The 22,970-nt window shown below is 51.9% G+C and carries 19 protein-coding genes, 19 tRNA genes, 1 riboswitch and 1 other annotated feature; of the genes, 21 read left to right on the top strand and 17 right to left on the bottom strand.

The features are described from left to right. Window positions 1-2 precede the first annotated feature (2 nt). Together JDF658_RS07390 and fdhF are read left to right on the top strand one after the other, a co-directional pair. Window positions 3-920, top strand: a complete 918-nt coding sequence (locus tag JDF658_RS07390; RefSeq protein ID WP_143311970.1) for a 2Fe-2S iron-sulfur cluster-binding protein — start codon at window positions 3-5, stop codon at window positions 918-920. After that, complete coding sequence (gene fdhF, locus JDF658_RS07385) at window positions 917-3,607, top strand: formate dehydrogenase subunit alpha (protein WP_079907011.1); 2,691 nt, start codon at window positions 917-919, stop codon at window positions 3,605-3,607. The genes JDF658_RS07390 and fdhF overlap by 4 nt, the downstream gene beginning before the upstream one ends. Before the next feature lie 38 nt (window positions 3,608-3,645). Here the strand turns inward: fdhF and JDF658_RS07380 are convergent, their stop codons facing one another. The 17 genes from JDF658_RS07380 to JDF658_RS07300 form a co-directional block, all read right to left on the bottom strand. After that, window positions 3,646-5,115 carry a sodium:alanine symporter family protein gene (locus tag JDF658_RS07380; RefSeq protein ID WP_079907010.1) on the bottom strand — a complete coding sequence of 490 codons (1,470 nt, stop codon included), beginning with the start codon at window positions 5,113-5,115 and terminating at the stop codon, window positions 3,646-3,648. 146 nt (window positions 5,116-5,261) lie between these two features. After that, the gene (locus tag JDF658_RS07375; protein WP_079907012.1) at window positions 5,262-7,217 is read right to left on the bottom strand and encodes an NAD(+) synthase; all 1,956 of its coding nucleotides are present in this window, start codon (window positions 7,215-7,217) and stop codon (window positions 5,262-5,264) included. Window positions 7,218-7,363: 146 nt separating this feature from the next. Next, on the bottom strand, window positions 7,364-8,062 hold the full coding sequence (locus JDF658_RS07370) for a hypothetical protein (protein WP_078664733.1): 699 nt from the start codon (window positions 8,060-8,062) through the stop codon (window positions 7,364-7,366). Between the two features lie 143 nt (window positions 8,063-8,205). Further along, window positions 8,206-8,282, bottom strand: a tRNA-Val gene (locus JDF658_RS07365). A 5-nt stretch (window positions 8,283-8,287) separates the two neighbouring features. Then, window positions 8,288-8,363: transfer RNA gene (locus JDF658_RS07360), tRNA-Met, on the bottom strand. Window positions 8,364-8,370: 7 nt separating this feature from the next. Then, window positions 8,371-8,444: transfer RNA gene (locus JDF658_RS07355), tRNA-Gly, on the bottom strand. A 9-nt stretch (window positions 8,445-8,453) separates the two neighbouring features. Further along, a tRNA-Ser gene (locus tag JDF658_RS07350) sits at window positions 8,454-8,544 on the bottom strand. A 9-nt stretch (window positions 8,545-8,553) separates the two neighbouring features. Then, window positions 8,554-8,629 (bottom strand) — tRNA-Thr (locus JDF658_RS07345). A 7-nt stretch (window positions 8,630-8,636) separates the two neighbouring features. Beyond that, window positions 8,637-8,711: transfer RNA gene (locus JDF658_RS07340), tRNA-Arg, on the bottom strand. Between the two features lies 1 nt (window position 8,712). Continuing rightward, a tRNA-Gly gene (locus JDF658_RS07335) sits at window positions 8,713-8,787 on the bottom strand. Between the two features lie 14 nt (window positions 8,788-8,801). Continuing rightward, window positions 8,802-8,884, bottom strand: a tRNA-Leu gene (locus JDF658_RS07330). 8 nt (window positions 8,885-8,892) lie between these two features. Further along, a tRNA-Lys gene (locus JDF658_RS07325) sits at window positions 8,893-8,968 on the bottom strand. Between the two features lie 9 nt (window positions 8,969-8,977). Continuing rightward, window positions 8,978-9,052, bottom strand: a tRNA-Gln gene (locus JDF658_RS07320). A 6-nt stretch (window positions 9,053-9,058) separates the two neighbouring features. Beyond that, window positions 9,059-9,144 (bottom strand) — tRNA-Tyr (locus JDF658_RS07315). 10 nt (window positions 9,145-9,154) lie between these two features. Beyond that, window positions 9,155-9,230, bottom strand: a tRNA-Thr gene (locus JDF658_RS07310). 4 nt (window positions 9,231-9,234) lie between these two features. Further along, window positions 9,235-9,310, bottom strand: a tRNA-Glu gene (locus JDF658_RS07305). 76 nt (window positions 9,311-9,386) lie between these two features. Continuing rightward, window positions 9,387-9,463, bottom strand: a tRNA-Pro gene (locus tag JDF658_RS07300). 505 nt (window positions 9,464-9,968) lie between these two features. On the opposite strand from JDF658_RS07300, the gene JDF658_RS07295 reads away from it, so the two are divergent. From JDF658_RS07295 to JDF658_RS07205, 19 genes are all read left to right on the top strand, one after another. Next, window positions 9,969-10,160, top strand: a complete 192-nt coding sequence (locus JDF658_RS07295) for a hypothetical protein (RefSeq protein ID WP_079907009.1) — start codon at window positions 9,969-9,971, stop codon at window positions 10,158-10,160. 87 nt (window positions 10,161-10,247) lie between these two features. Further along, window positions 10,248-10,442, top strand: coding sequence for a hypothetical protein (locus tag JDF658_RS07290; protein ID WP_078664731.1), 195 nt, complete (start codon window positions 10,248-10,250; stop codon window positions 10,440-10,442). Window positions 10,443-10,455: 13 nt separating this feature from the next. Then, window positions 10,456-10,647: a hypothetical protein gene (locus JDF658_RS07285; protein ID WP_079907007.1), complete on the top strand. Its 192-nt coding sequence runs from the start codon at window positions 10,456-10,458 to the stop codon at window positions 10,645-10,647. A gap of 27 nt (window positions 10,648-10,674) precedes the next feature. Then, entirely contained in the window at window positions 10,675-11,565 is an 891-nt protein-coding gene (locus JDF658_RS14790; RefSeq protein WP_079907006.1) for a cytochrome c3 family protein, read from the top strand. 11 nt (window positions 11,566-11,576) lie between these two features. After that, the gene (locus JDF658_RS07275) at window positions 11,577-12,344 is read left to right on the top strand and encodes a formate dehydrogenase subunit gamma (RefSeq protein WP_079907004.1); all 768 of its coding nucleotides are present in this window, start codon (window positions 11,577-11,579) and stop codon (window positions 12,342-12,344) included. A 92-nt stretch (window positions 12,345-12,436) separates the two neighbouring features. Continuing rightward, window positions 12,437-12,979 carry a cytochrome c3 family protein gene (locus JDF658_RS07270; protein WP_078664727.1) on the top strand — a complete coding sequence of 181 codons (543 nt, stop codon included), beginning with the start codon at window positions 12,437-12,439 and terminating at the stop codon, window positions 12,977-12,979. Between the two features lie 145 nt (window positions 12,980-13,124). Next, window positions 13,125-14,009 carry a pyridoxal 5'-phosphate synthase lyase subunit PdxS gene (gene pdxS / locus JDF658_RS07265; protein ID WP_078664726.1) on the top strand — a complete coding sequence of 295 codons (885 nt, stop codon included), beginning with the start codon at window positions 13,125-13,127 and terminating at the stop codon, window positions 14,007-14,009. Between the two features lies 1 nt (window position 14,010). Continuing rightward, window positions 14,011-14,580, top strand: coding sequence for a pyridoxal 5'-phosphate synthase glutaminase subunit PdxT (pdxT, locus tag JDF658_RS07260; RefSeq protein WP_078664725.1), 570 nt, complete (start codon window positions 14,011-14,013; stop codon window positions 14,578-14,580). 177 nt (window positions 14,581-14,757) lie between these two features. Then, a riboswitch (glycine riboswitch) is annotated at window positions 14,758-14,856 on the top strand. Between the two features lie 102 nt (window positions 14,857-14,958). Then, window positions 14,959-15,185 (top strand) — a binding site (T-box leader). Window positions 15,186-15,256: 71 nt separating this feature from the next. Next, on the top strand, window positions 15,257-16,402 hold the full coding sequence (locus JDF658_RS07255; protein WP_078664724.1) for an alanine--glyoxylate aminotransferase family protein: 1,146 nt from the start codon (window positions 15,257-15,259) through the stop codon (window positions 16,400-16,402). Window positions 16,403-16,448: 46 nt separating this feature from the next. Further along, on the top strand, window positions 16,449-18,026 hold the full coding sequence (serA, locus tag JDF658_RS07250) for a phosphoglycerate dehydrogenase (protein WP_079907003.1): 1,578 nt from the start codon (window positions 16,449-16,451) through the stop codon (window positions 18,024-18,026). A gap of 29 nt (window positions 18,027-18,055) precedes the next feature. Continuing rightward, window positions 18,056-18,700 carry a histidine phosphatase family protein gene (locus JDF658_RS07245; protein ID WP_079907002.1) on the top strand — a complete coding sequence of 215 codons (645 nt, stop codon included), beginning with the start codon at window positions 18,056-18,058 and terminating at the stop codon, window positions 18,698-18,700. Between the two features lie 146 nt (window positions 18,701-18,846). Then, window positions 18,847-20,118, top strand: coding sequence for a serine--tRNA ligase (gene serS, locus JDF658_RS07240; protein WP_078664721.1), 1,272 nt, complete (start codon window positions 18,847-18,849; stop codon window positions 20,116-20,118). A gap of 66 nt (window positions 20,119-20,184) precedes the next feature. Next, a complete protein-coding gene (locus JDF658_RS07235; RefSeq protein ID WP_079907000.1) occupies window positions 20,185-21,390 on the top strand; it encodes an MFS transporter in 1,206 nt (401 codons plus the stop codon). 39 nt (window positions 21,391-21,429) lie between these two features. Then, window positions 21,430-21,520 (top strand) — tRNA-Ser (locus JDF658_RS07230). A gap of 10 nt (window positions 21,521-21,530) precedes the next feature. Beyond that, window positions 21,531-21,625, top strand: a tRNA-Ser gene (locus tag JDF658_RS07225). A 5-nt stretch (window positions 21,626-21,630) separates the two neighbouring features. Then, window positions 21,631-21,707 (top strand) — tRNA-Arg (locus JDF658_RS07220). A gap of 6 nt (window positions 21,708-21,713) precedes the next feature. Then, a tRNA-Arg gene (locus tag JDF658_RS07215) sits at window positions 21,714-21,788 on the top strand. A gap of 21 nt (window positions 21,789-21,809) precedes the next feature. After that, window positions 21,810-22,289, top strand: coding sequence for a tRNA adenosine(34) deaminase TadA (gene tadA, locus JDF658_RS07210; RefSeq protein ID WP_375804195.1), 480 nt, complete (start codon window positions 21,810-21,812; stop codon window positions 22,287-22,289). Window positions 22,290-22,364: 75 nt separating this feature from the next. Then, window positions 22,365-22,459, top strand: a tRNA-Ser gene (locus tag JDF658_RS07205). Window positions 22,460-22,970: the final 511 nt, after the last annotated feature.

Below are 22,970 nucleotides of genomic sequence, written 5' to 3'. Positions count from 1 at the left end.
CTATCAATGGTCAAAAAGTGACGGTTCCCGCCGAATATACGGTTCTGGAGGCAGCCCGGGAGCTGGGCATCAACATTCCCACCCTCTGTTACGATCCCCGCCTCTCCAAACCCGGGGCCTGCCGGCTCTGTGTGGTGGAGGTGAAAGGGGCCCGCAATCTACCGGCTTCCTGTGTCACGCCGGTGGCAGAGGGAATGGAAGTGGAAACCCATTCTCCGGCGGTAATGGAGGCCCGGAAAACCATCCTGGAGTTATTGCTGGCCAACCACCCCAATGATTGCCTCACCTGTGAGGCCAGCGGAGCCTGTTTGCTCCAGCAGTATGCCTATGAATACGGAGTACGGGACCCAGGTTTTGGCGGCGAACGCCATGCCTATCCCCTGGATGATAGCAACCCTTACATCCAGCGGGATTTGAATAAATGCATTCTCTGTGGCAAATGTGTCCGCATCTGTGCCGAGATCCGCGGTCAGCATGCAATTCACTTTGCCTACCGGGGCTTTAATACCAAAATTGCCCCGGCTCTGGATACTGATCTGGCTTTCTCCAACTGCATCTACTGCAATAACTGCGTTTCCGTCTGTCCGGTAGGGGCCCTGGTGGATAAGCGCACTGCTGGTCTGGGCCGTACCTGGGAACTGGAGCGGGAGGAAAAAACCTGTACTTTCTGTGAAGCGGGTTGTCAGTTCTTCCTGCTCAAAAAGCAGGGTCAGGTGGTTGGTGTTGCTGCCGGGCAGGCTGCACCGGGACGCCCTCTGTGCCTGAAAGGGCGCCTGGGCATGGATTTGCGCTACAATCCCAAGGCGCAGCCGCCTTACTTGCGCAATGAAGATGGCAGTTTCCGCCTGGCACCCTGGGCAGAGGCTCTGGGCCTGACCGAAATCCTGGCTAACCTCCAGAAAGAGGGGGGAGAGAGATGAGCACTGTTACTTTGACTATAGACGGCCGGCAGGTGACTGTACCCAAAGGCACTACCGTGCTGGAAGCAGCCCAGGCTGCCGGTCTAGACATTCCTACCTTTTGCCATGATCCGGAATTAACCCGGCCCGGCGCTTGCCGCATCTGTGTGGTGGAAATCGAGGGTATGCGCAATCTGCCTGCCTCCTGTGTTACTGAAGCGACTGATGGGATGGTGGTCCATACCGAAAGCCAGCAGGTGCGGGAAGCCCGGCAAACCATCCTGGAATTGCTGCTGGCCAACCACCCGGAAGATTGCATGACCTGTCATAAAACCGGCAACTGCAAGCTGGCGGAATATGCTTACCGCTATGGTGTACGCCAGCCCTCCTACCAGGGGGAAAGGCATGATTTTCCCATTGATGAGAGCAGCCCCGTTATCCTGCGGGATAATAACAAATGCATCCTCTGCGGCAAATGTGTGCGGGTTTGTGCAGAAATCCAGGGGCGGAGTGTCCTGGATTTCGCCTACCGGGGTTTCAATACCAAAATCACCCCGGCTCTGGATACCGGCATGGGCGAGTCCGTCTGTATCGGCTGCGGCAGCTGTGTCGCTGTCTGTCCGGTAGGGGCGCTGGTGGAAAAGCAGATGGTAGGCCAGGGCCGGCCCTGGGAGATGAAAAAGGTTCGCACCATCTGCCCCTATTGTGGCACCGGCTGTACCATTCAGCTGAATGTCAGGGATGGCAAGGTAGTTGGGGTTACTACAGATGAAAGCGGGGAAGTCAATGGCAAACACCTCTGCATCAAAGGCCGCTTTGGCTATGATTTCATCCATAGCCCGGAGCGTTTGACCACTCCTCTGATTCGCAAAAACGGTGAACTGGTACCGGCCAGCTGGGATGAGGCTCTGGACCTGGTCACCAGTAAACTGAAGGAAATCAAGGAGCGGGACGGCGGGCAAGCATTGGCTTTTCTGGCTTCGGCTCGCTGCACCAATGAGGAAAATTATCTTCTCAACAAACTGGCCCGGGCTGCCTTTGGCACCAATAATATCGATCATTGCGCCCGCCTTTGACACTCCTCTACTGTCGCCGGTCTGGCGATGGCATTTGGCAGCGGGGCAATGACCAACTCCATTGGTGAAATCAAGGACTGTGAAGTTTTACTGGTAATCGGTTCTAATACCACTGAAGCCCATCCCATCATCGGGGTGGAAATGCAAAAAGCAGTCCGCCGGGGAGCCACTCTCTTTGTGGTCGACCCGCGGCGCACGGAAATTGCTGCTCTGGCTAAAGAGCATCTGCAAATTAAACCAGGGGCCAATATCCCGCTTCTCAACGCCCTGGCCTACACTATCATTGAGGAAGGCCTCTGGAATAAGGAATTTGTTAAGGAGCGGACAGAAGGCTTTGAGGAATGGGCAGCCAGCCTAACCAACTTCAAACCGGAACTGGTGGAAAACTATGTCGGGGTGCCGGCAGAGACCATTAGGCAGGTAGCGCGGGCCTATGCCCGGGCGGAAAAAGCCGCTATTTTCTATACTATGGGCGTGACCCAGCATACTTCTGGAACTGCCAATGTCCTGGCGATTGCTAACCTGGCTCTGCTCTGTGGCCATCTGGGCAAACCCAGCTCCGGGGTCAATCCCTTACGAGGTCAGAACAACGTCCAGGGAGCCTGCGATATGGGCGGCTTACCCAATGTCCTGCCCGGCTACCAGAGTGTAACAGATGAACAGGTCCGCCTCAAATTCCAGCAAGCCTGGGAAGTGGATTATCTGCCTGCCACCCCTGGTTTGACGGTGGGAGAAATGCTGGAAGCTGCTCATGCCGGGTCCATCAAAGGCATGTTCATTCTGGGTGAGAACCCCATGTTAAGCGACCCGGATATCAAGCATGTGGAAGAAGCTCTCAAGCACCTGGAATTCCTGGTGGTCCAGGATATCTTCCTGACGGAAACAGCCCGTCTGGCCCATGTAGTGCTGCCGGGCGCCAGCTTTGCTGAAAAGGATGGCACCTTTACCAATAGCGAGCGGCGGGTGCAGCGGGTGCGGAAAGCCATTGAGCCCATTGGAGGGGCCCGGGCTGACTGGCAGGTGCTGGCGGAAATCGGCCGTCGCCTGGGGCTGAAAATGGACTACAGCCATCCGGCAGAGGTCATGGCTGAAATCGCCAGGGTTACACCTTCTTATGGTGGCATCAGCTACGAGCGGCTGGAACAGGGTGGCTTGCAGTGGCCCTGCCCCAGCCCTGACCACCCCGGTACGCCGATTCTGCATGTGGGCAAATTCAGCCGGGGGCTGGGCAAGTTCCATGCCGTGGATTTTACACCACCGGCAGAGCTGCCTGATGAGGAATATCCCCTGGTACTCAATACCGGGCGGCGCCGTACCCACTACCATACTGGTACCATGACCAGGCGTTCCCGGGGCCTGGCGGAATTTATGCCTGCTGATTATCTGGAGATTCATCCTCAGGATGCTTGCCGTCTGGGCATTGTTGATGGGGACCTGGTGAAGGTGGTGTCGCGCCGGGGTGAAATCACCATCAAGGCCAAAGTGACGGAGATGATACGGCCTGGCACAGTCTTTACTTCTTTCCATTTTGCCGAAAGTGCAGCTAACCTGCTGACCAATACCGCTCGTGATCCCATTGCCAAAATTCCGGAATTGAAAGTAGCGGCGGTTCGCGTGGAGAAAATAGGGTAAAGGTAAGCCCCTCTGCCAGGAGCAGAGGGGCTTGCTTACTACTTGGCGGCCATTGTACCTTTGTTTTGACCCTGTTGCCGCTGTTTATAGGTGAGCCAGAAATCGGCATTCTTGATGCCCAGTTTGACCGCATCGAAAACCGGATCCAGGCCCAGAGCTTTTTGCTCTTCATAATCCTTCAATGCCAGCAGTGCCGGTTTTTGCAGGGTCAGGATGGCGATGACATTCAACCAGGCCATGATACCTACGCCCAGATCACCCAGGCCCCAGGCTACGGTAGCGGTCTTGACCGCACCGTAATAAGTGGAGCCCAGCAGGGCGAAACGCAGCAAGTTTATAGCGATTTTGCTATTGTTTTTAAACAGATAGGCGATATTGGTCTCAGCGATATAGTAGTACGCCATCAAGGTGGTGAAAGCAAAGAAGAACAGGGCAACTGCTACGAAACCTGCACCAATGGAGGGGAAGAGGGTTTCCACAGCTTTCTGGGTATAAGCAGGACCTATATCCACTCCGGGCAGATTTTCGACAATAAAGCCGCCGGCAGGATTGATGACATTGTATTTACCGGTAATCAAGATCATAAAAGCAGTAGCAGAACAGACCAGTAAAGTATCCACATATACGGAGAAGGCCTGAACAAAGCCCTGTTTGGCCGGGTGGGAAACTTCAGCAGCAGCGGCTGCCTGGGGACCAGTACCCTGACCGGCTTCGTTGGAGTAGATACCCCGTTTTACCCCCCAGGAAACAGCCAAACCCAGGATACCGCCAAACATGGGATCCAGTCCGAAGGCATTTTTGAAAATCAGCGCAAAAACATGGGGAACTTCAGTGATATTAACAACCATAAATATGAGTGCCATTAATATATATCCGATTGCCATAAAAGGAACGATCAATTCAGCGGCACGGCTGATACGTTTGACTCCACCGAAGATAATCAGGCCCAGCAATGCCACTACACCAGCACCGGTAATGGCCGGGCTGACGCCAAAAGCGTTCTGGATACTGGCAGCAATACTGTTGGACTGGACACCGGGCAACAGGAAGCCCATAGCCAGCACGGTAGCTACCGCGAAGGTGACAGCATACCATTTCATACCCAGTCCTTTTTCGATGTAGTAGGCAGGACCGCCCCGGTATTGGCCATCTTTCTCTACTTTATAAATCTGGGCCAGAGCTGATTCCACGAAAGCCGAGCCGGCACCCAGGAAGGCGATGGCCCACATCCAGAAAACTGCACCAGGCCCACCATAAGCGATGGCGGTAGCAACCCCGGCGATATTGCCGGTACCAACCCGGCCAGAAACGGAGAGAGCAAAGGCCTGGAAAGAAGATACCCCTTGTTCGGAGCTGCCACCACCAAGGAGCAATTTCACCATGTCCTTGATGTGACGGACCTGGAAGAAGCGCATGCGCAGGGAGAAATAGATGCCTGCTCCCAGGCAGAGGTAGATGAGGGCTTTGCTCCAGACATAGCTGTTGAGCAAGTCGACTAGTTGTGCCATAAAAAGCCTCCTTTTTTGATATGTATTGTGCAACAACCATGGACATAGTAACATAATTTTCGGAAAAATTCAATAACTTGTTTCCGGGAATACACCATACACGGACAATTATTAAGATAAAAAATAAAAAGGCCTTTAATGGCCTTTTAAAAATTTTCCAGTTCCTTCAACCATAAGTTAACCTGGGCGTCACTGGGCATACGCCAGTCGGCCCGGGGGGAGAGGGAGACCGAACCCACCTTGGGTCCATCAGGCAAACAAGAGCGCTTAAATTGCTGACTGAAAAAACGGCGATAAAAGACTTTTAGCCACTTGCGGATTTCATCTCCAGCATACCTACCAGTAAAAGCCTGATCAGCCAGGAAAGCGATTTTCCGTGGCGGCAGATTAAAACGAACTAGATAGTAAAGGAAAAAATCATGGAGTTCATAGGGTCCGACGATGTCTTCTGTTTTTTGCTGGATATTGCCACTGGCATCAGGAGGCAGTAGCTCCGGACTGATGGGAGTGGCCAGAATGCGATGTAAACAGGCGGCGGTGGCGGGGTCGGCAGCATGTTCGGCCACCCATTCCACCAGGTATTTGACCAGGGTCTTGGGCACCCCGGCATTGACAGCATAATGACTCATATGGTCCCCGTTATAGGTAGCCCAGCCCAGAGCCAGTTCTGACAAATCCCCTGTCCCGACTACCAGCCCTCCGTGCTGATTAGCTAAATCCATCAGGATCTGAGTGCGTTCGCGCGCCTGAACATTTTCATAGGTAATATCATGCCGGGCTGGATCGTGCCCGATATCCTGAAAGTGCTGCAAACAAGCGGGTTTAATATCGATTTCCTTACAGGTTACCGCCAGAGCCTGCATTAACTGCAGGGCATTGGTATAGGTTGTATCAGTTGTACCAAAACCGGGCATAGTGACCGCCAGGACTTGTTCGCGGGGATAACCCAGCAAATCAAAGGCCTGGCAGGTAACCAGCAGAGCCAGGGTGGAATCAAGGCCACCGGAGATACCAAGGACAGCGGTTTTGGCGCCGGTATGCTCCAGGCGCCTGGCCAAACCAGCCACTTGAATTTGGAAAATCTCCTGACAGCGCCGGTCCCTGGCGCCGCTATCCTGGGGAATGAAGGGATGAGGAGAGATATGGCGCCGTAAGGGTTGACTGGTATAATCATAATCCCGGTAATACTGAATTTCTACCTGGCGGGCTGGTACCGGCGGAGTCACCAGTTGACAGCTGTCAGCAAAGGTTTTATTGGCTAAGCGCTCTAAATTCAGGCGTTCCACATCAATTTCTGACCAGAGTAACAGGTTATCCCGCTGGAAACGGGGAGCAGAGGCTAAAATCACCCCATTTTCAGCCAGCAGGCAATCACCGCCGAAAACGGTATCGGTGGTGGACTCGTGCACGCCGGCAGAAACGTAGAGATAACCGGCCAGGCAGCGGGCACTTTGCTGCTGGATGAGCTCCCGGCGATAATCGGCTTTGGCTACCAGTTCATTGCTGGCTGAGAGATTGATGAGTAAATTGGCCCCCTGAACGGCCAGAAATGAACTGGGCGGGATAACGGCCCAGAGGTCTTCGCAAATTTCCACACCCAGAGTATAGCCTAACTGGGGAGAGTGAAATAAAAGCTGTCCAAAAGGAACAGGGTATCCTGGCGTTAGTTCTACATTGGACAGTTCCCTAATCAACTCCTGACCGGAAGAAAACCAGCGTTTCTCATAAAATTCCTTCTGATTGGCCAGATAGATCTTGGGGACAATCCCCAGGATCTCGCCCCGTTGCAGGACAGCAGCGCAATTGAACAGGCGGTGCTTGATGACTAGAGGCAAACCAACTACAACCACTACCTCGTTGGTCCTGGTAGCCTGGGCCAGAGCCAGGAGGGCTTGTCTGGCTTTATCCTGCAACAGGCCCTGCAGGAAAAGATCGCCACAGGTATAACCGGTAAGACACAGCTCCGGAAAAGCCAGCACGGCCAGGTTATTCTGATCGGCCGCCTGGATTAACTGAATTATTTGCTGCAGGTTATAATCGATGTCAGCCACTTTCAAACGGGGCACAGCTGCCCCGACTCGGACAAAGCCAAAGGTATGCATTTCAACCATCCTTTTTACCAAAATCACAATTCAATTTTACTCTTTTTTTTAGGGGCTGACAAATGTAAAAGAAATGACTGCCTGATACTCACGCTGGCGCAAGGTGTACCATTGGGACAACTCTGTTTTAAAGCTCAAAATTAATCCTAACAAATCAGAGCATCTACTTGTTCGGCAAGGGTGAAAGAGGTTTTCCAGACCCTTGCAGGCAGATCCTGTTTTTGTACCGGTAACTTAAAAGTCCGGACCAGTTTTTCAAATTTTTGATCCAGCCAGGGTGGTGTCCAGGCGCCCGAACGACAAATATGAATGGCTGAGAGCGGGAGCGGTGATGGAAGAAGAAAGGGGCTGGTGTAACCTATGGGGAAAGTACGATTTTGTTCGCTAAACCAGCCCGGGTCTTCTAAGGTGTGGGGGCTGTAAACAATGGTTGCCCGCTTAATAATTTTTTCCTGCAATAACTTCCCCAGCCAGTTGGCGCAATTGACTTCATAATCCAGGGAAGCCAGCCCGCCATATCCTAAATCGGCATGGGTATCAAAAAGGATCACATACTCGATATCCATTTCTCTGGCCAGTTCGTAAGAATATTTATGAGAATCGGTCACAAGCAAGAGTGCATCAGGGGAATAAGAAAAATATTTTTGCAGATAGCAGGGAAAAAGATAATAGAAAGGGATAACGTCCACAGTTTTGCTTAAATCCTCGCCCTGGCGTTTGGCTACCAGATACCGCTTATACCAGAGTTGATTCTGGTTGCGGACGCTTTCCCGCAAGGATACCTGCCATTCCGGCCGGGCAGGCACAAAAAAATCCCAGTCAATACTTAAAAGAATTCCAGCCATAGCTATCACCTTTCAAGTATTAAAAGGGATTAATTGTCTATTTCCATTATACTGTGACTGCACAGAAAAATAAATAGCAGTACTATGAAACAAAAAACCGCTAATCAGGTTCGAACCTGAACTAGCGGTTTTCATCATACTTATGGTGGGCGATACAGGACTTGAACCTGTGACCTCTTGCATGTCAAGCAAGCGCTCTGACCAACTGAGCTAATCGCCCGTGTTTGGTTGCGGGGGAGGGACTTGAACCCTCGACCTTCGGGTTATGAGCCCGACGAGCTACCAACTGCTCTACCCCGCGTTGATAGTGGAGCGGGTGATGGGAATCGAACCCACGCAACCAGCTTGGAAGGCTGGGGCTCTACCACTGAGCTACACCCGCATTTTAAACTGGCGGAGAAGGTGGGATTCGAACCCACGCGGGACTTGCGCCCCCTACAGCATTTCCAGTGCTGCCTCTTGATCCACTTGAGTACTTCTCCGTGCTAAACTGGAGCCACTAACCGGGATTGAACCGGTGACCTCATCCTTACCAAGGATGCGCTCTACCTACTGAGCTATAGTGGCAAGCTGATGGTGCGCCCGGTAGGAATCGAACCTACGCACCAGGTTCCGGAGACCTGCGCTCTATCCACTGAGCTACGGGCGCCTGGAGCGGAAGACGGGATTCGAACCCGCGACCCTCGCCTTGGCAAGGCGATGCTCTACCACTGAGCCACTTCCGCATAATGCCCACAATTGGTGCGGGTGGAGGGACTTGAACCCCCACGGTTTCCCGCTGGAACCTAAATCCAGTGCGTCTGCCAATTCCGCCACACCCGCGCGGATAATGGTGAGCCATGCTGGACTCGAACCAGCGACACCCTGATTAAAAGTCAGGTGCTCTACCGACTGAGCTAATGGCTCATGAAACAATGGCTGGGGTGGCTGGATTCGAACCAACGCATGGCGGAGTCAAAGTCCGCTGCCTTACCACTTGGCTACACCCCAGCGAAATGGTGGAGGAGGTAGGATTCGAACCTACGAAGGCGTCAGCCGGCAGATTTACAGTCTGCTCCCTTTGACCACTCGGGAACTCCTCCATAGATATTCTGGAGCCGGCGACAGGACTTGAACCCGCAACCTACTGATTACAAGTCAGTTGCTCTACCAGTTGAGCTACGCCGGCAGGCTGGTGACCCCTACGGGATTCGAACCCGTGTTACCGCCGTGAAAGGGCGGTGTCTTAGACCACTTGACCAAGGGGCCATATGCACTTCTGTATTTTACACAACCATTCCGTGTTTGTCAACACTTTTTCTTGCATTATATCCTGGAATTGCGATGGTCGGGGCGACAGGATTCGAACCTGCGACCCCCTGCTCCCAAGGCAGGTGCGCTACCAAGCTGCGCTACGCCCCGTCGCAAAGAATATGATACACCGATATGCCCATGTTGTCAACAAAAAAATTTGTCGAATAAATTCGAAGGAAAATTTAAAAAATTGAAGGACAATAAGCAGGATTTTTGCAACCGAAGAAGAATAATATACGTACAAAGTTTCACAAACAAGCGGCGCCGCGAATGTGAAATTGGCCACAATCTCCTGCAGCGGTTATGGTTGGGAGAGGCGGTAAGTCAGCGAAGATTTACTGCCGGGGAGGGAAGTGAGTTTTGTATGGGCAATGTCAATTGTCAGTGTGGTAAACTGATCTGTCAGGTTGTGGATAATACCTTGATCATTAAATGTCGTCGTTGCAAAAGGTTTATTCTAATCCGTTTAAATGAAATGCGTACCAAACCTGTTATTCATTTTAAAACTTCATAGTGATTCTAGAGTCCAGAGACCTTTGAGTCCGGAGACCGGCAGGAGTTCCTGACAGGAACTCCTGACCGGTCTTTTTCTTTGGCGAAGGAGGTGAAAGGTGTGGCAGGTATTATTCCCCACAAGGAAGGGGCGGAAGTAAGTCATTTAATGGCTGATGTTCGTTGTATGTGTGGCAAAATCGTTGCACAAAGGGCACGTACCAAAATCTACATTAAATGCAGACATTGCAAGCGCTTCATTATCATCGATACTAGGGAAGATTGCAGTAACTGGGAAACCAAATACCGTTAAACCCAGTCCGGAGACTTTCAAGTCCTGAGACCGGTAGCTGGCCGGGCCTCAGGGAGGTTCGGTTTTTTTGTGGAGGAGGGTTGTCCAATGTTAACTTTGCTGGGAATTGGTGCACTTCTTTCACTGGTGTTTGGTTTTAGCTCAGGCGGATATGTAGCGTTCTATGTGTTGCCTGCTGGCAATGGAGTGGTAAGGTCTCTGTTAACCATGTTCCTGGGGGTGCTCATTTCGGCAATAACTTTTGTGCTGGCCGTCAGTCTGGTCTGGCCGGCGGTGATGTAAGGGGGGATTGAGCATGTTAAAGGCTGTATTAATAACGCTGGGGGTATTATGTTTGCTTTTTTCTCTGGCAGTGAGTGCTTATGTTACCCTTTATAAGGTTAAAACCAGAAATGTTTCGGGTATGCTCCTGTTTGTTTTACTGACCCTGGTGATCTGGATAGGAGCTATTTCCGTTGCTGTAGCAGGGGTTATGGTGCATCCGTGAGACGGGTACTGATAAGGAGGCGAAATAATGAAAAAAGCAATGAGCCCGTTGAGGCTGACCTTACTGATATTAATGGGGCTGTTCCTCTGCTGGTTTAAACAGGGGACGGCTTTTGGAGCTGAAGAACAATTTGCTGCCAAACTGGCGGAAAATCGCCGCTTCAATGAAGGCTGTCTGCGCTGCCATGGCGCCATCGGGCTGAAAACCAAAATGGATGGCAAAATAGTCAGTCTTTATGTTGATGAAGGGGAATATCTGGTTTCCCAGCATGGAACCAATCGCTGTACCACCTGTCATCGGGATATTACTGATTATCCCCATACCGGGGCCCTGACCGGGGAAAAAATGCGAGTAGCTATTGATAATAATTGCCGGGACTGTCATAAGGATGTAACTGCGGTATACAGCAACAGTGTGCATAACGGGAAGGTGCGGTGCAGTGCCTGTCATGGGGTGCACAATATCCGCAAAAAAGAAGACGCCCTGGCGCTGGTAGCCAAACAGCAAATCCCCCATACCTGTACTGCGGCAGGATGTCACAGTGGGCGGATCAAGGAGTCCTATGAAGAGAGCTTCCATGGCAAAGCGGTTCTGCTGGGCAGTCAGAAAGCGGCCAGCTGTGTGGATTGTCATGGTTCCCATGAAATTAAGGGGCCCGGTATGGCGGCTTCGCCGGTGAGCAAAACCAATACCCCAAAAACCTGTGCTAAATGTCATTTTAAGCCTGAAGTCAATTTTGCTGCGGGGAAAGAGCATTTTCTTCTGGAAAAAGAGGGTGAAGGAGCTCCCATGTACTATACCCTGAAGTTTTTTGTCTGGTTAACTATAATTGTTGTTACTTTGTTAATCATTCATATGCAGCTGGAACTGTATCGCAAGCTTAGAAATGCGCTGGCCAGCGGGGAACAGCAACACTAGGAGGGGTTGGAATGGAAAAAAGGCACTACCGGGCTGCAGTTAGACGCTGGAATCTTCATCAACGTATTCACCACATTGGTATGTTTTCTACCTTTATTCTCTGTACTATTACCGGCTTGCCCATTAAATGGCATGATAACAGTTTATCCCTGGCCCTTGCCCGCTGGTTTGGCGGGCCGGATACCATGCTCAATATTCATATCGGCAGCGGATTAACCATGATTGCAGTTAGTATTTATCATTTGGTCTGGATGTTTTACAAAATGCTGGTTAAAAAAGATCTGGGCTGGGCCATTATGCCAACTTTAAAGGATGTAACTGACCTGGTGCAACACCTGAAATACCAGCTGGGTCTTACTGACCAACCAGCCCGGTTTGACCGCTATTCCTACAAGGAGAAGTTTGACTACTGGGCGGTATTCTGGGGGATGTTCATCATTGGTGGTTCCGGTATTTTCATGATGATGCCGGAATGGGGAGCGGCCCTGATGCCCCGCTGGCTCATTGATTGCTGGCGGATTGGTCATAGTGATGAGGCGGTACTGGCCATTCTGGCTATCTTTGTCTGGCATTTTTATAATGTTCACTTCAATCCCGATTTTTTCCCGGGCAGCACAACCTGGTTTAATGGGTTGATGGATATTAGGGTAATGGAACACGAACATCCCCTGGAACTGGAGCGAATTAAAAAGGAGCAGGAAAAAATCATCCTGATACCGGAGGAAGGACAGGAGGGAGAGGCATGGCCGTCTTCAAACACAGTCGCAACAAAGGTTTGATTATCGTTGAAATGATCATTTACTTTCTCATCCTGGGCTGGTTTCTGGCTGAATATTTGCCTCTGGGGTTAAGCTAAAGGAGGGACAGGAAAATGGTCAAAACATTTCGGGTCTGGGGTACATTGACGATGGCCATGCTGGTAGTGAGTTTATTGATTGCTACTTTTTTTAGCGTAGGCAGTATCGGTTATACCCAAAATAAAGAAGAAAACAGCCTTTGCGGAAGTTGCCATGAAATGCAACCACAGATCAATTCCTGGCGCTTATCTACCCATGGCCGCATTGGCTGTCTCAAATGCCATCCCAATGTACCCATGACCGAGCTGGCTTATAAACACTGGCGCGGTTTTTACAATCAACCCATCAAGAAGAAAACCATAGTGCCCAATGCGGTCTGCCTGGATTGCCATAGCCGGCAGCGGGATATTTCTCCTCCGGGGGGGCTGGTGGTTCCCCATGAATATCATACTCAGAAGGGAGTAGACTGTGTGGATTGTCATGCTGGTCTGGTGCATTCCACCCGGCAGCCAGGAAGTCCCAGGATCAAAATGCCGGTCTGCCTGAAATGTCATAATGGCAGCAAAGCTACCAATCAATGTAAGGATTGTCACGGAGAGAATGTACCCAAACAATAGGAAATATTTTATCTTGCCATGCCCGGCAGAATTGAGAGCCGGGCATTTACTTTTTATACTTTCTCTATCGGAATAGTACAGATAGCTTGTCAGCGCAGGAAAAGTGTAGTAAAATATTCAGGAACAAAGTGTAGGAGGGAAGAACATCATGGAAAGGGGAACTTTTCGCGTTAAAGCTGGCCTGGCAGAAATGCTGAAAGGCGGCGTCATTATGGATGTAACTACACCGGAACAGGCTAAAATCGCTGAGGAAGCGGGCGCCTGTGCCGTTATGGCTTTGGAAAAAGTACCGGCCGATATCCGGGCCGCGGGCGGAATTGCTCGCATGGCCGATCCCACGGTAATCAAGCGCATTCAAGATGCGGTCACCATCCCGGTAATGGCCAAGTGCCGAATCGGTCATTTTGTGGAGGCCCAGATCCTGGAGTCCCTGGGCGTGGACTATATTGACGAAAGCGAGGTCCTCACTCCTGCGGATGATAAATTCCACATCAATAAATGGGAGTTCAAGGTACCCTTCGTCTGCGGGGCTAAAAACCTGGGGGAAGCGCTGCGCCGGATTGGGGAAGGGGCTGCTATGATCCGGACCAAAGGCGAGCCTGGTACCGGTAATGTGGTGGAAGCAGTCAAACACTTTCGCACGGTGATGGGAGAAATTCGCCGTCTGCAGATGCTGCCCCAGGAAGAGCTGATGACTGCAGCCAAGGAGATGGGCGCTCCCTATGAACTGGTGGTGGAAGTGGCCAAAACCGGGAAGTTGCCGGTGGTGAACTTTGCTGCTGGCGGTATCGCTACTCCTGCTGATGCAGCTTTGATGATGCAGCTGGGCTGTGATGGTGTTTTCGTCGGCTCCGGTATCTTCAAATCCGGGGATCCGGTCAAACGGGCCCGGGCCATTGTAGCTGCCACAACCCACTACAATGATCCGCAGGTACTGGCGGAAGTTTCTAAAGACCTGGGTGAGCCCATGGTCGGGATCGATATTTCCACTATTACTCCAGAAATGAGAATGCAGGATCGGGGCTGGTAAAATGAAAATCGGGGTATTGGCTCTGCAGGGTGCTTTTCGGGAGCACCGGCTGGTGCTGGAAAAACTGGGTGTGGAAGTTGTTGAAGTACGTAAAAAGGAGCAATTGGCAGAGCTGGCGGGGCTGGTAATCCCCGGAGGTGAATCAACTACCATCGGCAAATTGATGGTGGATTTTGGCCTGCTCTCCGAAATCAAGGAGCGTTTTCAGCAGGGGATGGCGGTTTTTGGAACCTGTGCCGGCTTGATTCTGCTGGCAACCGAGATTATGGGCAGTGAACAGCCGCGGCTGGGCTTGATGGAGATGACTGTCAAGCGCAATGCCTATGGTCGACAGGTGGACAGCTTTGAAGTGGATTTGCCGGTTCCCGCTATCGGAGCACAGCCCCTGCGGGCGGTTTTCATCCGGGCCCCCTACATTGAACGAGTTGGTTCCGGGGTTGAGGTAATGGCTACCTTCCAGGACAAGATCGTCCTGGCCCGACAGGGCAAGGCGCTGGCGGCGGCTTTCCATCCCGAGCTGACCGAGGATTATCGTTTGCATCAGTATTTTGTGGATTTGTGTAAAAAATAAGTGAATGTTACTTGACATAAGACATTTGTCTTCGTATAATTGTAAACAAAAATGAATACAGCTTCTGGATGAAGGTTGCAGAAGAAGGTAACGGGGTTTACCCGTTACCGCCGAAGGGGCAAGGCGGTATTATGCCGCTCAAACTCTCAGGTGGCTTTTGAGCCAGGTACTGTAACCGGACAGACCTCTGGAGAGACCTGGCAAGACCGGGCGCCGAAGGAGCAAGCCTGCCAGCCGGCAGGTCAATCTCTCAGGCAAAAGGACAGGGAGCGACAGGATGCGTTTGTGGCTTCGTTTACCCTTTTAGCAGCAGTGACCAGAGGACCAATCAGGAGATTGGTCCTTTCTTATAATTCCATCTAACCATCATCTCATAAGGGTAACCCGTTGAAAGGGAACATAGGCAGGAAACAGGCAAGAGAGCCGGTGGTTGGTGCGAACCGGTCCTGGGAACTGCTGAATCCGCCCTGGAGGGGATCCACCGAAGGGCCGTGGCCTGGTAAGTGGATACGGTGGCGCCGTTATCGCATCGAGAGGGTCAAGGGGATATTATTGCCTTTTGGCCAATTAGGGTGGCAACGCGGGAACAAGCTCTCGTCCCTAAAGCTGAGGCTTTATGGATGAGAGCTTTTCTATTTATAATAATCATCTAAATCCGGGAGAGGGGTTGATTTTAATGTTGCAGGACAAAAAGTATCTGATGATTCCTGGGCCGACACCTATTCCACCGGCGGTCCAGCAGGCCATGATTCGGCCCATGATCGGTCACCGCAGTGGGGACTTTGCCAAACTGCACGAACGGCTGATTAAAAAGGCCAAACAGGTTTTTCAGACTGAAAAGGACCTGTTTATTCTCACCCAGTCCGGTACGGGGGGACTGGAAACGGCAGTGGCCAATGTGATCAGCCCTGGGGACAAGGTACTGGCCCTGGTTACCGGTAACTTCGGCGAGCGTTTTGCCAAAATCGCCCGTTTATACGGGGCAGAGGTAGATGCTCTGGAGTTCCCCTGGGGTGAAGCCATTGATTTGAAACAGGTAGAGGAAAAGCTGGCTACCAATCAGTACCGGGCCGTGCTGGCTACCCACAATGAGACTTCCACCGGTGTGACCAATGATATCGGGGGTCTGGGAGCCCTGGTGGCCAAAACCGATGCTGTCCTGCTGGTGGATGCCGTCAGCTCCATGGGCGGGATGGATATCCGCACTGATGAATGGCAGGTGGATATCATGGTTACCGGTAGCCAGAAGGCCTTGATGTTGCCGCCGGGGCTGGCTCTGGTCAGTGTCAGTGAAAAGGCCTGGCAGGCTATGGAGACGGCCAAAGCTCCCCGTTTCTACTTCTGCCTGAAGCAGGCCAGAAAAAATATGGCGGAGTGGAATACCGCCTGGACTCCCAATGTTACCCTCTTTTACGGGCTGGAAGCTGCTCTGGACATGATCCTGGCGGAAGGCTTACCGGAAGTCTTTGCCCGGCATGCCCTTATGACAAAAGCTACCCGGGCCGCGATCAGAGCACTGGGCCTGGAGTTGCTGGCTGCTGATGAAGTAGCTTCCCATACTGTAACTGCTGTTAAGGGCAATGACCAGCTCAATACCGAAGACCTGCGCAAGGTATTGCGTACCAAATACGGGGTCACTTTTGCCGGTGGCCAGGGCAAACTGAAGGGCAAGATTTTCCGGATCGGCCACATGGGTTATGCCGATAAGCTGGATATTATCCTGGCTATTGGGGCGCTGGAAATGGCCCTGGTTGAAGTGGGCTATCCGGTACAGCTGGGTGCCGGTGTGGCTGCCGCCCAGAAGGTATTTCTGGAAGGGTAAGAGGTTTCGCAGTTAATGAAGTTAGATAAGGGGAAAGGGGATTTTTATGCGGATACTGGTCTTAGATGGTGTCAGTGAAAAAGGAATAGATATCTTGCGGGAACCCGGGTTTACTGTGGACGTAATCGAGGAAAAGCTGAGCGAACAGCAACTGGTGGAGATGATTCCCGCCTATGATGCCGTGGTGGTGCGCAGTGCTACCAAGATCACTGCCCCCATTATTGCGGCGGGGGTAAACCTGAAGGTAATCGGCCGCGCCGGTGTCGGGGTGGACAATATCGATGTTCAGGCTGCTACTCAGCATGGTATTATTGTGGTCAATGCTCCCGATGGCAATACCATTGCCGCGGCTGAACACACTCTGGCCCTGATGCTGGCCCTGGCTCGCCATGTACCCCAGGCCAATGAGGCCTTGAAAAAGGGGAAATGGCTGCGCAAGGAATTTACCGGCGTGGAGCTGCGGGATAAAATCCTGGGGGTTATTGGGCTGGGGCGGATTGGTACCGCGGTGGCCAAACGGGCCCAGGGCTTTGCCATGAAGGTCATCGGTTATGACCCCTATATCACCCATGAGCGGGCCCGGGAAATCGGGGTGGAACTGGTGTCCCTGGAGGATGTCTATCGGGAAGCGGACTTTATCACCGTGCATTTGCCCAAAACCAAGGAAACGGTTAACCTGATTAACCGGGAAACCCTGACCAAAATGAAGCCGGGGGTACGGATTATCAATGTTGCCCGCGGTGGCATCATCAATGAACAGGATCTGTATGAGGCTCTGAAGACAGGTAAGGTGGCCGGAGCAGCGCTGGATGTCTTTGAAGTGGAACCCACGACGGAAAGCCCGTTGTTTGAACTGCCCAATGTGGTAGTTACCCCGCATCTGGGGGCATCTACCGAGGAAGCCCAGGTCAATGTGGCTCTGGATGTGGCCCGGGAGATTGTCACCATCCTGCAGGGCGGCATGGCCCAGAATGCTGTGAATATGCCGGCCATTCCCAAAGAAGATGCTCTGGTGGTTAAACCTTATCTGGCCCTGGCGGAAAAGCTGGGCAAGTTTATCTCCCAGCTCACTTCCGAGTTTGAGAATATCGAGATCACCTATGCCGGGGATGTAGCCTGCATCAATACCGCTCCCCTGACTACCGCCATCATCAAGGGGATTATGGAATCCTACAGTGATGTGCCGGTCAGTTATGTCAATGCGGTACAGCTGGCCAAGGGGCGGGGCCTGCGCATCATGGAAACCAGGGAAGAAGAGGCCCATGACTATACCAACCTGATTACCGTCAAACTGACAGGCGGGCCCTGTCCTAAAGCCGTTGGCGGTACCCTCTTCCGGGATAATGATGCCCGCATCGTCTTAATAGACGGTTATCGCATCGACATGGTGCCGGAAGGCTACATGCTGGTTGCCCCCCATATTGATAAGCCCCGGATCATCGGGCGGGTGGGCACCCTCATTGGTGAGCATGACATCAACATTGCTGGAATGCAGGTGGGCCGCAAACAGGTGGGTGGCCGGGCTGTGATGGTGCTGGCGGTGGATAATGTGGTACCGGAGGCAATTCTAGGAGAAATAGCCAAAATAGATGGCATTATCGATGTCAAGTTCGTTTCTTTATAGAAAAACTAATCGGGGAGGAGCTTTAGTTTATGACCAGAATTATTCTTGCCCGCCATGGTGAAACCAACTGGAACCGGGAAGGGCGTTATCAGGGCCAGCTGGACACTGAACTTTCCCCGCTGGGCTGGCAGCAGGCGGAAAGGCTGGCTGAGGCCCTGGCTAAATTACCCATCACCGCTGTCTATTCCAGTCCGCTGAGCCGGGCCTATGAAACTGCTAGAAAAGCTGCAGAAAAGCATCAGCTGCCGGTGGAAATCGTGGAGGGATTGACGGAAATTCACCATGGCTGCTGGCAGGGGCTGTATGCCCATGAGGTAAAGGAACAATACGGAGTGGAACTGGAGATCTGGCAATCCGCTCCCCATCAAATCACCATGCCCGGGGGCGGGGAATGCCTTAAGCAGGTCCAGGATCGGGCAGTAGCAGCTCTGGAGATGATCGCCAAACGCCATCCCGGGGAGACGGTGCTGGTACTGAGCCATGATGCCACTATCCGCGCTTTCTTCTGTTATGCCCTGGGCATGGATTTGGCCAACTTCTGGCTCTTCCGCCAGGATAACACCTGTATCAATGTGGTGGAATACCTGCCAGATGGTCGCTGGCGGCTAAGTAAACTCAATGATACCTGTCATCTGGGCTCCCTGATCTGGGATGTCGATCAGAAGGCATTATAACACCTATCCCCACTTCCGCAATGGAAGTGGGGATACTTTTCCTGCGACCAGGTATAATGTATGCATAATGCCAGCAAAAGCCCTTTGCCAAACAGGAATAGATATAGTAAAATATTCCTTAATCAAGGAAATGGGAGGCGAAATTCGTGCTGGACATCAAATTCATCCGCCAGAACCCGGAAATAGTGGAACAGGCTTTAAAGAACCGGGGGGCAGCGGTTTCCCTGCAGGAGTTCCTGCAACTAGATGAGCAGAGACGGAAGTTATTGGTGGAAGTTGAGCGGCTGAAAAATCAGCGCAATACCACTTCGGAAGAAATTGGCCGTTTGAAAAAACAGGGTCAGGATGCTACTGAGCTGATGGCGGCTATGAAGGAAGTGGGCAATCGCATCAAGGAACTGGATGAGCAGGTGGCTCAAATCGAAGCCAGACTGGAAGAAATCGTTCTGACTATCCCAAATGTACCCCATAGCTCCGTTCCTGTTGGCGCTGACAGTAACGATAACCCGGTAGTGCGGCGCTGGGGAGAACCGCGGCAATTTGATTTTGAACCCAAACCTCACTGGGAAATCGGGGAAGCCCTGGGCATTCTGGATTTTGAACGGGGCGGCAAGGTGACCGGCACCCGCTTTACCTTCCTCAAGGGGGCAGGGGCCCGTCTGGAACGGGCGCTGATCAATTTCATGCTGGATTTACATACCCGGGAACATGGCTATGTGGAAGTTTTCCCACCCTTTCTGGCCAATAGCAAAAGCATGACCGGGACCGGGCAGCTGCCCAAATTTGCGGAAGACATGTTTGCTGTTTCAGGGACAGATTACTACCTGATTCCTACCGCTGAGGTTCCGGTTACCAACCTGTACCGGGAAGAGATTTTAGATAGCAGTCAGCTGCCCATCTATCACTGTGCCTACAGTGCCTGCTTCCGGGCCGAAGCCGGGGCCCACGGCCGGGATACCCGCGGCCTCATTCGCCAGCACCAGTTCAACAAAGTGGAGCTGGTCAAATTCACCAAACCGGAAGACAGCTATGAGGAACTGGAAAAACTGGTCAACAATGCGGAACGGGTGCTGCAACTGCTGGGCCTGCCTTACCAGGTAGTGGTATTGTGTACCGGTGACCTGGGCTTTTCATCGGCCAAAACCTATGACCTGGAGGTCTGGCTGCCCAGTTACAATACCTACCGGGAGATTTCCTCCTGTTCCAATTTCGAAGACTTCCAGGCCCGGCGGGCTGGTATTCGCTTCCGCCGGGATGCCAAAGCCAAACCGGAATATGTCCATACCCTGAACGGGTCAGGGCTGGCTGTTGGCCGAACCCTGGCTGCTATCCTGGAAAACTATCAGCAGGAAGATGGTTCGGTAGTGATACCGGAAGTCCTGCGGCCCTACATGGGTGGATTGGAAGTAATTAGATAGAAAAAGGGACAGACACGGGTATAGTGCCCGTGTCTGTTAGCTCATTTACGGGGAAGGGAGACAGCTATGGGGGAGAGCAGAGAAGTCGCAAGCAAGACCAGGATCCAGGCAGGTAGCCGGGAATATCTGAAAGCCAATATTGCCTTGAGCATCGGGGGGATGGCGGTGTTTGCCAATTTGCATTTCACCCAGCCCCTTTTGCCCCTTTTTACCCGGGAGTTTGGGGTCAAACCGGCCGAGACTGGCTTGACTGTTTCGGCGGTGATTTTCACCCTGAGCGTGTTTATGCTGGTTTTTGGAACGGTTTCCGATGCCTGGGGCAGAAAAAAGATCATGGCTGCCGGTTTGCTATTAACAGCCCTGCTGGCTTTTGCGGCTGTGTTTGTGCAGAACTTTCCTCAGCTGGTTCTGTTACGGGCTTTGCAGGGAGTATTTCTGGCCGCTTTACCGGCCCTTGGCTATGCCTACATTGGGGAGGAATATGAACAGAGGGCTGTGGCTGCTGCTATCGGAATGTTTATCAGCAGCAATTCCATTGGCGGTATGGGTGGCCGGATTATCAGCGGCGTGATTGCCGATTACTGGGGCTGGCGTTATGCCTTTTTAGTCCTGGGGGGCTTATGCCTTCTGGGTTATGTGCTTTTCCTCTGGTGGCTACCTCCCTCCCGGCATTTTCGCAGCCGGCCCTTCAGCGGGCAGAAAGCACTGGCGGAGATCAAGGAACACTGGTCTAATCCTGTTTTGCGTAATGCTTTTCTTCTAGGTGGCATGATTTTATTTGTTTTTGTTGGCCTCTTCAATTATCTGGGTTTCCGCCTGCAACAGGCTCCTTATTATTTTTCTGCTACTGCTACCGGCTTTTTGTATTTAACCTATCTGGCCGGTACCTTTAGTTCCACTTTATCGGGGCGGCTGGATGGCAGACTGACCATACCGCAACGCATTTTAACCGGTCTGGTCTTGATGTCACTGGGCCTGGTCATGATGATACTGAAACCGCTGTTTTTGATTGTAGCGGGCTTGATTTTCTTCTGTTTTGGCTTTTTCTTTGCCCATGCCGCAACCAGCAACTGGGTCAGCCGTAAAGCCAGACAGGCCCGGGCAGCGGCTTCGGCTCTCTATTTGCTCTGCTATTATCTGGGGGGAACTGCTGGTGGCTACTTTCTGGGTTATGTCTGGCAATGGGGCGGCTGGCTCTGGCTCAGTGCAGTTTGTTTTTTCATGTTGCTGGCTGCAATGGTAGTTAACAGGCAATTAAACAGAGTTTATTGACAGGAAAAATAGCTTATGCTATACTCTTTTATGTATCGCGGAGGGGTGTCCGAGCGGTTTAAGGAGGCGGTCTTGAAAACCGTTGAGTCCTTGACGGGCTCCGTGGGTTCGAATCCCACCCCCTCCGCCAGTCAGAAGCTGGAGAGATGGCCGAGTAGGTCGAAGGCGGTCGCCTGCTAAGCGACTATACGGGCTAAAACCCGTATCGAGGGTTCGAATCCCTCTCTCTCCGCCATTTGTGCGCCCGTAGCTCAGCTGGATAGAGTAACAGACTACGAATCTGGTGGTCGCAGGTTCGAATCCTGCCGGGCGCGCCATTTTCCGTCCTCGTAGCACAACGGATAGTGCAACCGCCTCCTAAGCGGTAGATTCAGGTTCGACTCCTGACGAGGACACCATCAGAGGGAATTGCGATGCAGCTGGAGCACGATGATGCATATTACATGGGATTGGCCCTGGCTGAGGCCAGAAAGGCTATGGCCCTGGGGGAAGTGCCCATTGGCGCTGTGCTGGTGCGCCGGGGTGAGGTAGTGGCTGCTGCCCACAACTGGCGGGAACTGGCCCCGGATCCCACTGGCCATGCTGAAATGCTGGTTATACGGGAAGCTGCCCGTAAACTGGGGGGCTGGCGCCTGACCGAGTCTACCCTGTATGTAACGATTGAACCCTGTCCTATGTGTGCCGGGGCCATTGTCCAGGCCCGCATTGAACGGCTGGTTTATGGCGCCGCCGATCCCAAGGCTGGGGCGGTAGATAGTCTAATGGATCTGGTCCGGCATCCGGGCTTGAATCATCAGGTGGAAGTGACTGCCGGGGTACGGGCGGAGGAGTGCCAGGAACTGATGAAAGAGTTTTTTCGGAAGTTAAGGCTGAATAAGCAGAGAGATGCCCGGGTTTAGGCCCGGGTTTTGTTGTCAAAACTTGTAGTTGTGAAGCTGATAAAAATGTGCTACAATATAGGGCGTGAGCCATGCGGAGAGATGGCCGAGCTGGTCGAAGGCGCTCGACTCGAAATCGAGTAGGCGGGCCAAAACCCGTCTCGTGGGTTCGAATCCCACTCTCTCCGCCAGATTTGAATAAGACGGCCTGGTGAACTTAAAGGGTTCGCCAGGCTTTTTTTGATTTGGTTTTTCCTGGTATGATAAAATATAAATAAAAAAGCATAGCGTTGACCTAAGTTGTCTTCTTAATACGGATGAACCAGTAGAGGTAATAGTTTATATCCGGCGACCACTGTTTTGCCGGATATTTTTATTTAGCAAAAGGTTTTGGAATATCATTATTGTGGGATAATTTCTGTATAAAATTATATATCTCATCATTGCCCCTGAAAATATTGACAGGAGAAACAACTATATGATAAGGTGGTGATACGGAAATGATTAGAGGAGAGATAATTATGAGTAAAATAAACCTGTTAAGAACTCCTCAAAAATATACTTCGTATTTCAATATGGATAATAATTTTTCTAAACTTGAACAGTAGCGTTGCATTAATTTTATGAATGGTAGTCAACTATGTTTTGGTCATTACGCATTATGGTATATATGACATTTATGTAATTATATGTAATTAAGGA

Origin of the sequence: Carboxydocella sp. JDF658, from assembly GCF_002049395.1 — a bacterium.
Taxonomy (GTDB): domain Bacteria; phylum Bacillota.
The sequence above is the reverse complement of the archived record's forward strand: the minus strand, read 5'-3'. Positions and strand labels throughout refer to the sequence as shown.

What these genes read in the sequence shown, in the direction of transcription:
- JDF658_RS07370 (WP_078664733.1), bottom strand. Translation starts at nt 8,062, where the DNA reads ATGGCTGGAATTCTTTTAAGTATTGACTGGGATTTTTTTGTGCCTGCC.
- JDF658_RS14790 (WP_079907006.1), top strand. Translation starts at nt 10,675, where the DNA reads ATGAAAAAAGCAATGAGCCCGTTGAGGCTGACCTTACTGATATTAATG.
- pdxT (WP_078664725.1), top strand. Translation starts at nt 14,011, where the DNA reads ATGAAAATCGGGGTATTGGCTCTGCAGGGTGCTTTTCGGGAGCACCGG.
- JDF658_RS07380 (WP_079907010.1), bottom strand. Translation starts at nt 5,115, where the DNA reads ATGGCACAACTAGTCGACTTGCTCAACAGCTATGTCTGGAGCAAAGCC.
- JDF658_RS07290 (WP_078664731.1), top strand. Translation starts at nt 10,248, where the DNA reads ATGTTAACTTTGCTGGGAATTGGTGCACTTCTTTCACTGGTGTTTGGT.
- JDF658_RS07245 (WP_079907002.1), top strand. Translation starts at nt 18,056, where the DNA reads ATGACCAGAATTATTCTTGCCCGCCATGGTGAAACCAACTGGAACCGG.
- JDF658_RS07285 (WP_079907007.1), top strand. Translation starts at nt 10,456, where the DNA reads ATGTTAAAGGCTGTATTAATAACGCTGGGGGTATTATGTTTGCTTTTT.
- JDF658_RS07270 (WP_078664727.1), top strand. Translation starts at nt 12,437, where the DNA reads ATGGTCAAAACATTTCGGGTCTGGGGTACATTGACGATGGCCATGCTG.
- JDF658_RS07235 (WP_079907000.1), top strand. Translation starts at nt 20,185, where the DNA reads ATGGGGGAGAGCAGAGAAGTCGCAAGCAAGACCAGGATCCAGGCAGGT.
- serA (WP_079907003.1), top strand. Translation starts at nt 16,449, where the DNA reads ATGCGGATACTGGTCTTAGATGGTGTCAGTGAAAAAGGAATAGATATC.
- JDF658_RS07255 (WP_078664724.1), top strand. Translation starts at nt 15,257, where the DNA reads ATGTTGCAGGACAAAAAGTATCTGATGATTCCTGGGCCGACACCTATT.
- JDF658_RS07375 (WP_079907012.1), bottom strand. Translation starts at nt 7,217, where the DNA reads ATGCATACCTTTGGCTTTGTCCGAGTCGGGGCAGCTGTGCCCCGTTTG.
- JDF658_RS07275 (WP_079907004.1), top strand. Translation starts at nt 11,577, where the DNA reads ATGGAAAAAAGGCACTACCGGGCTGCAGTTAGACGCTGGAATCTTCAT.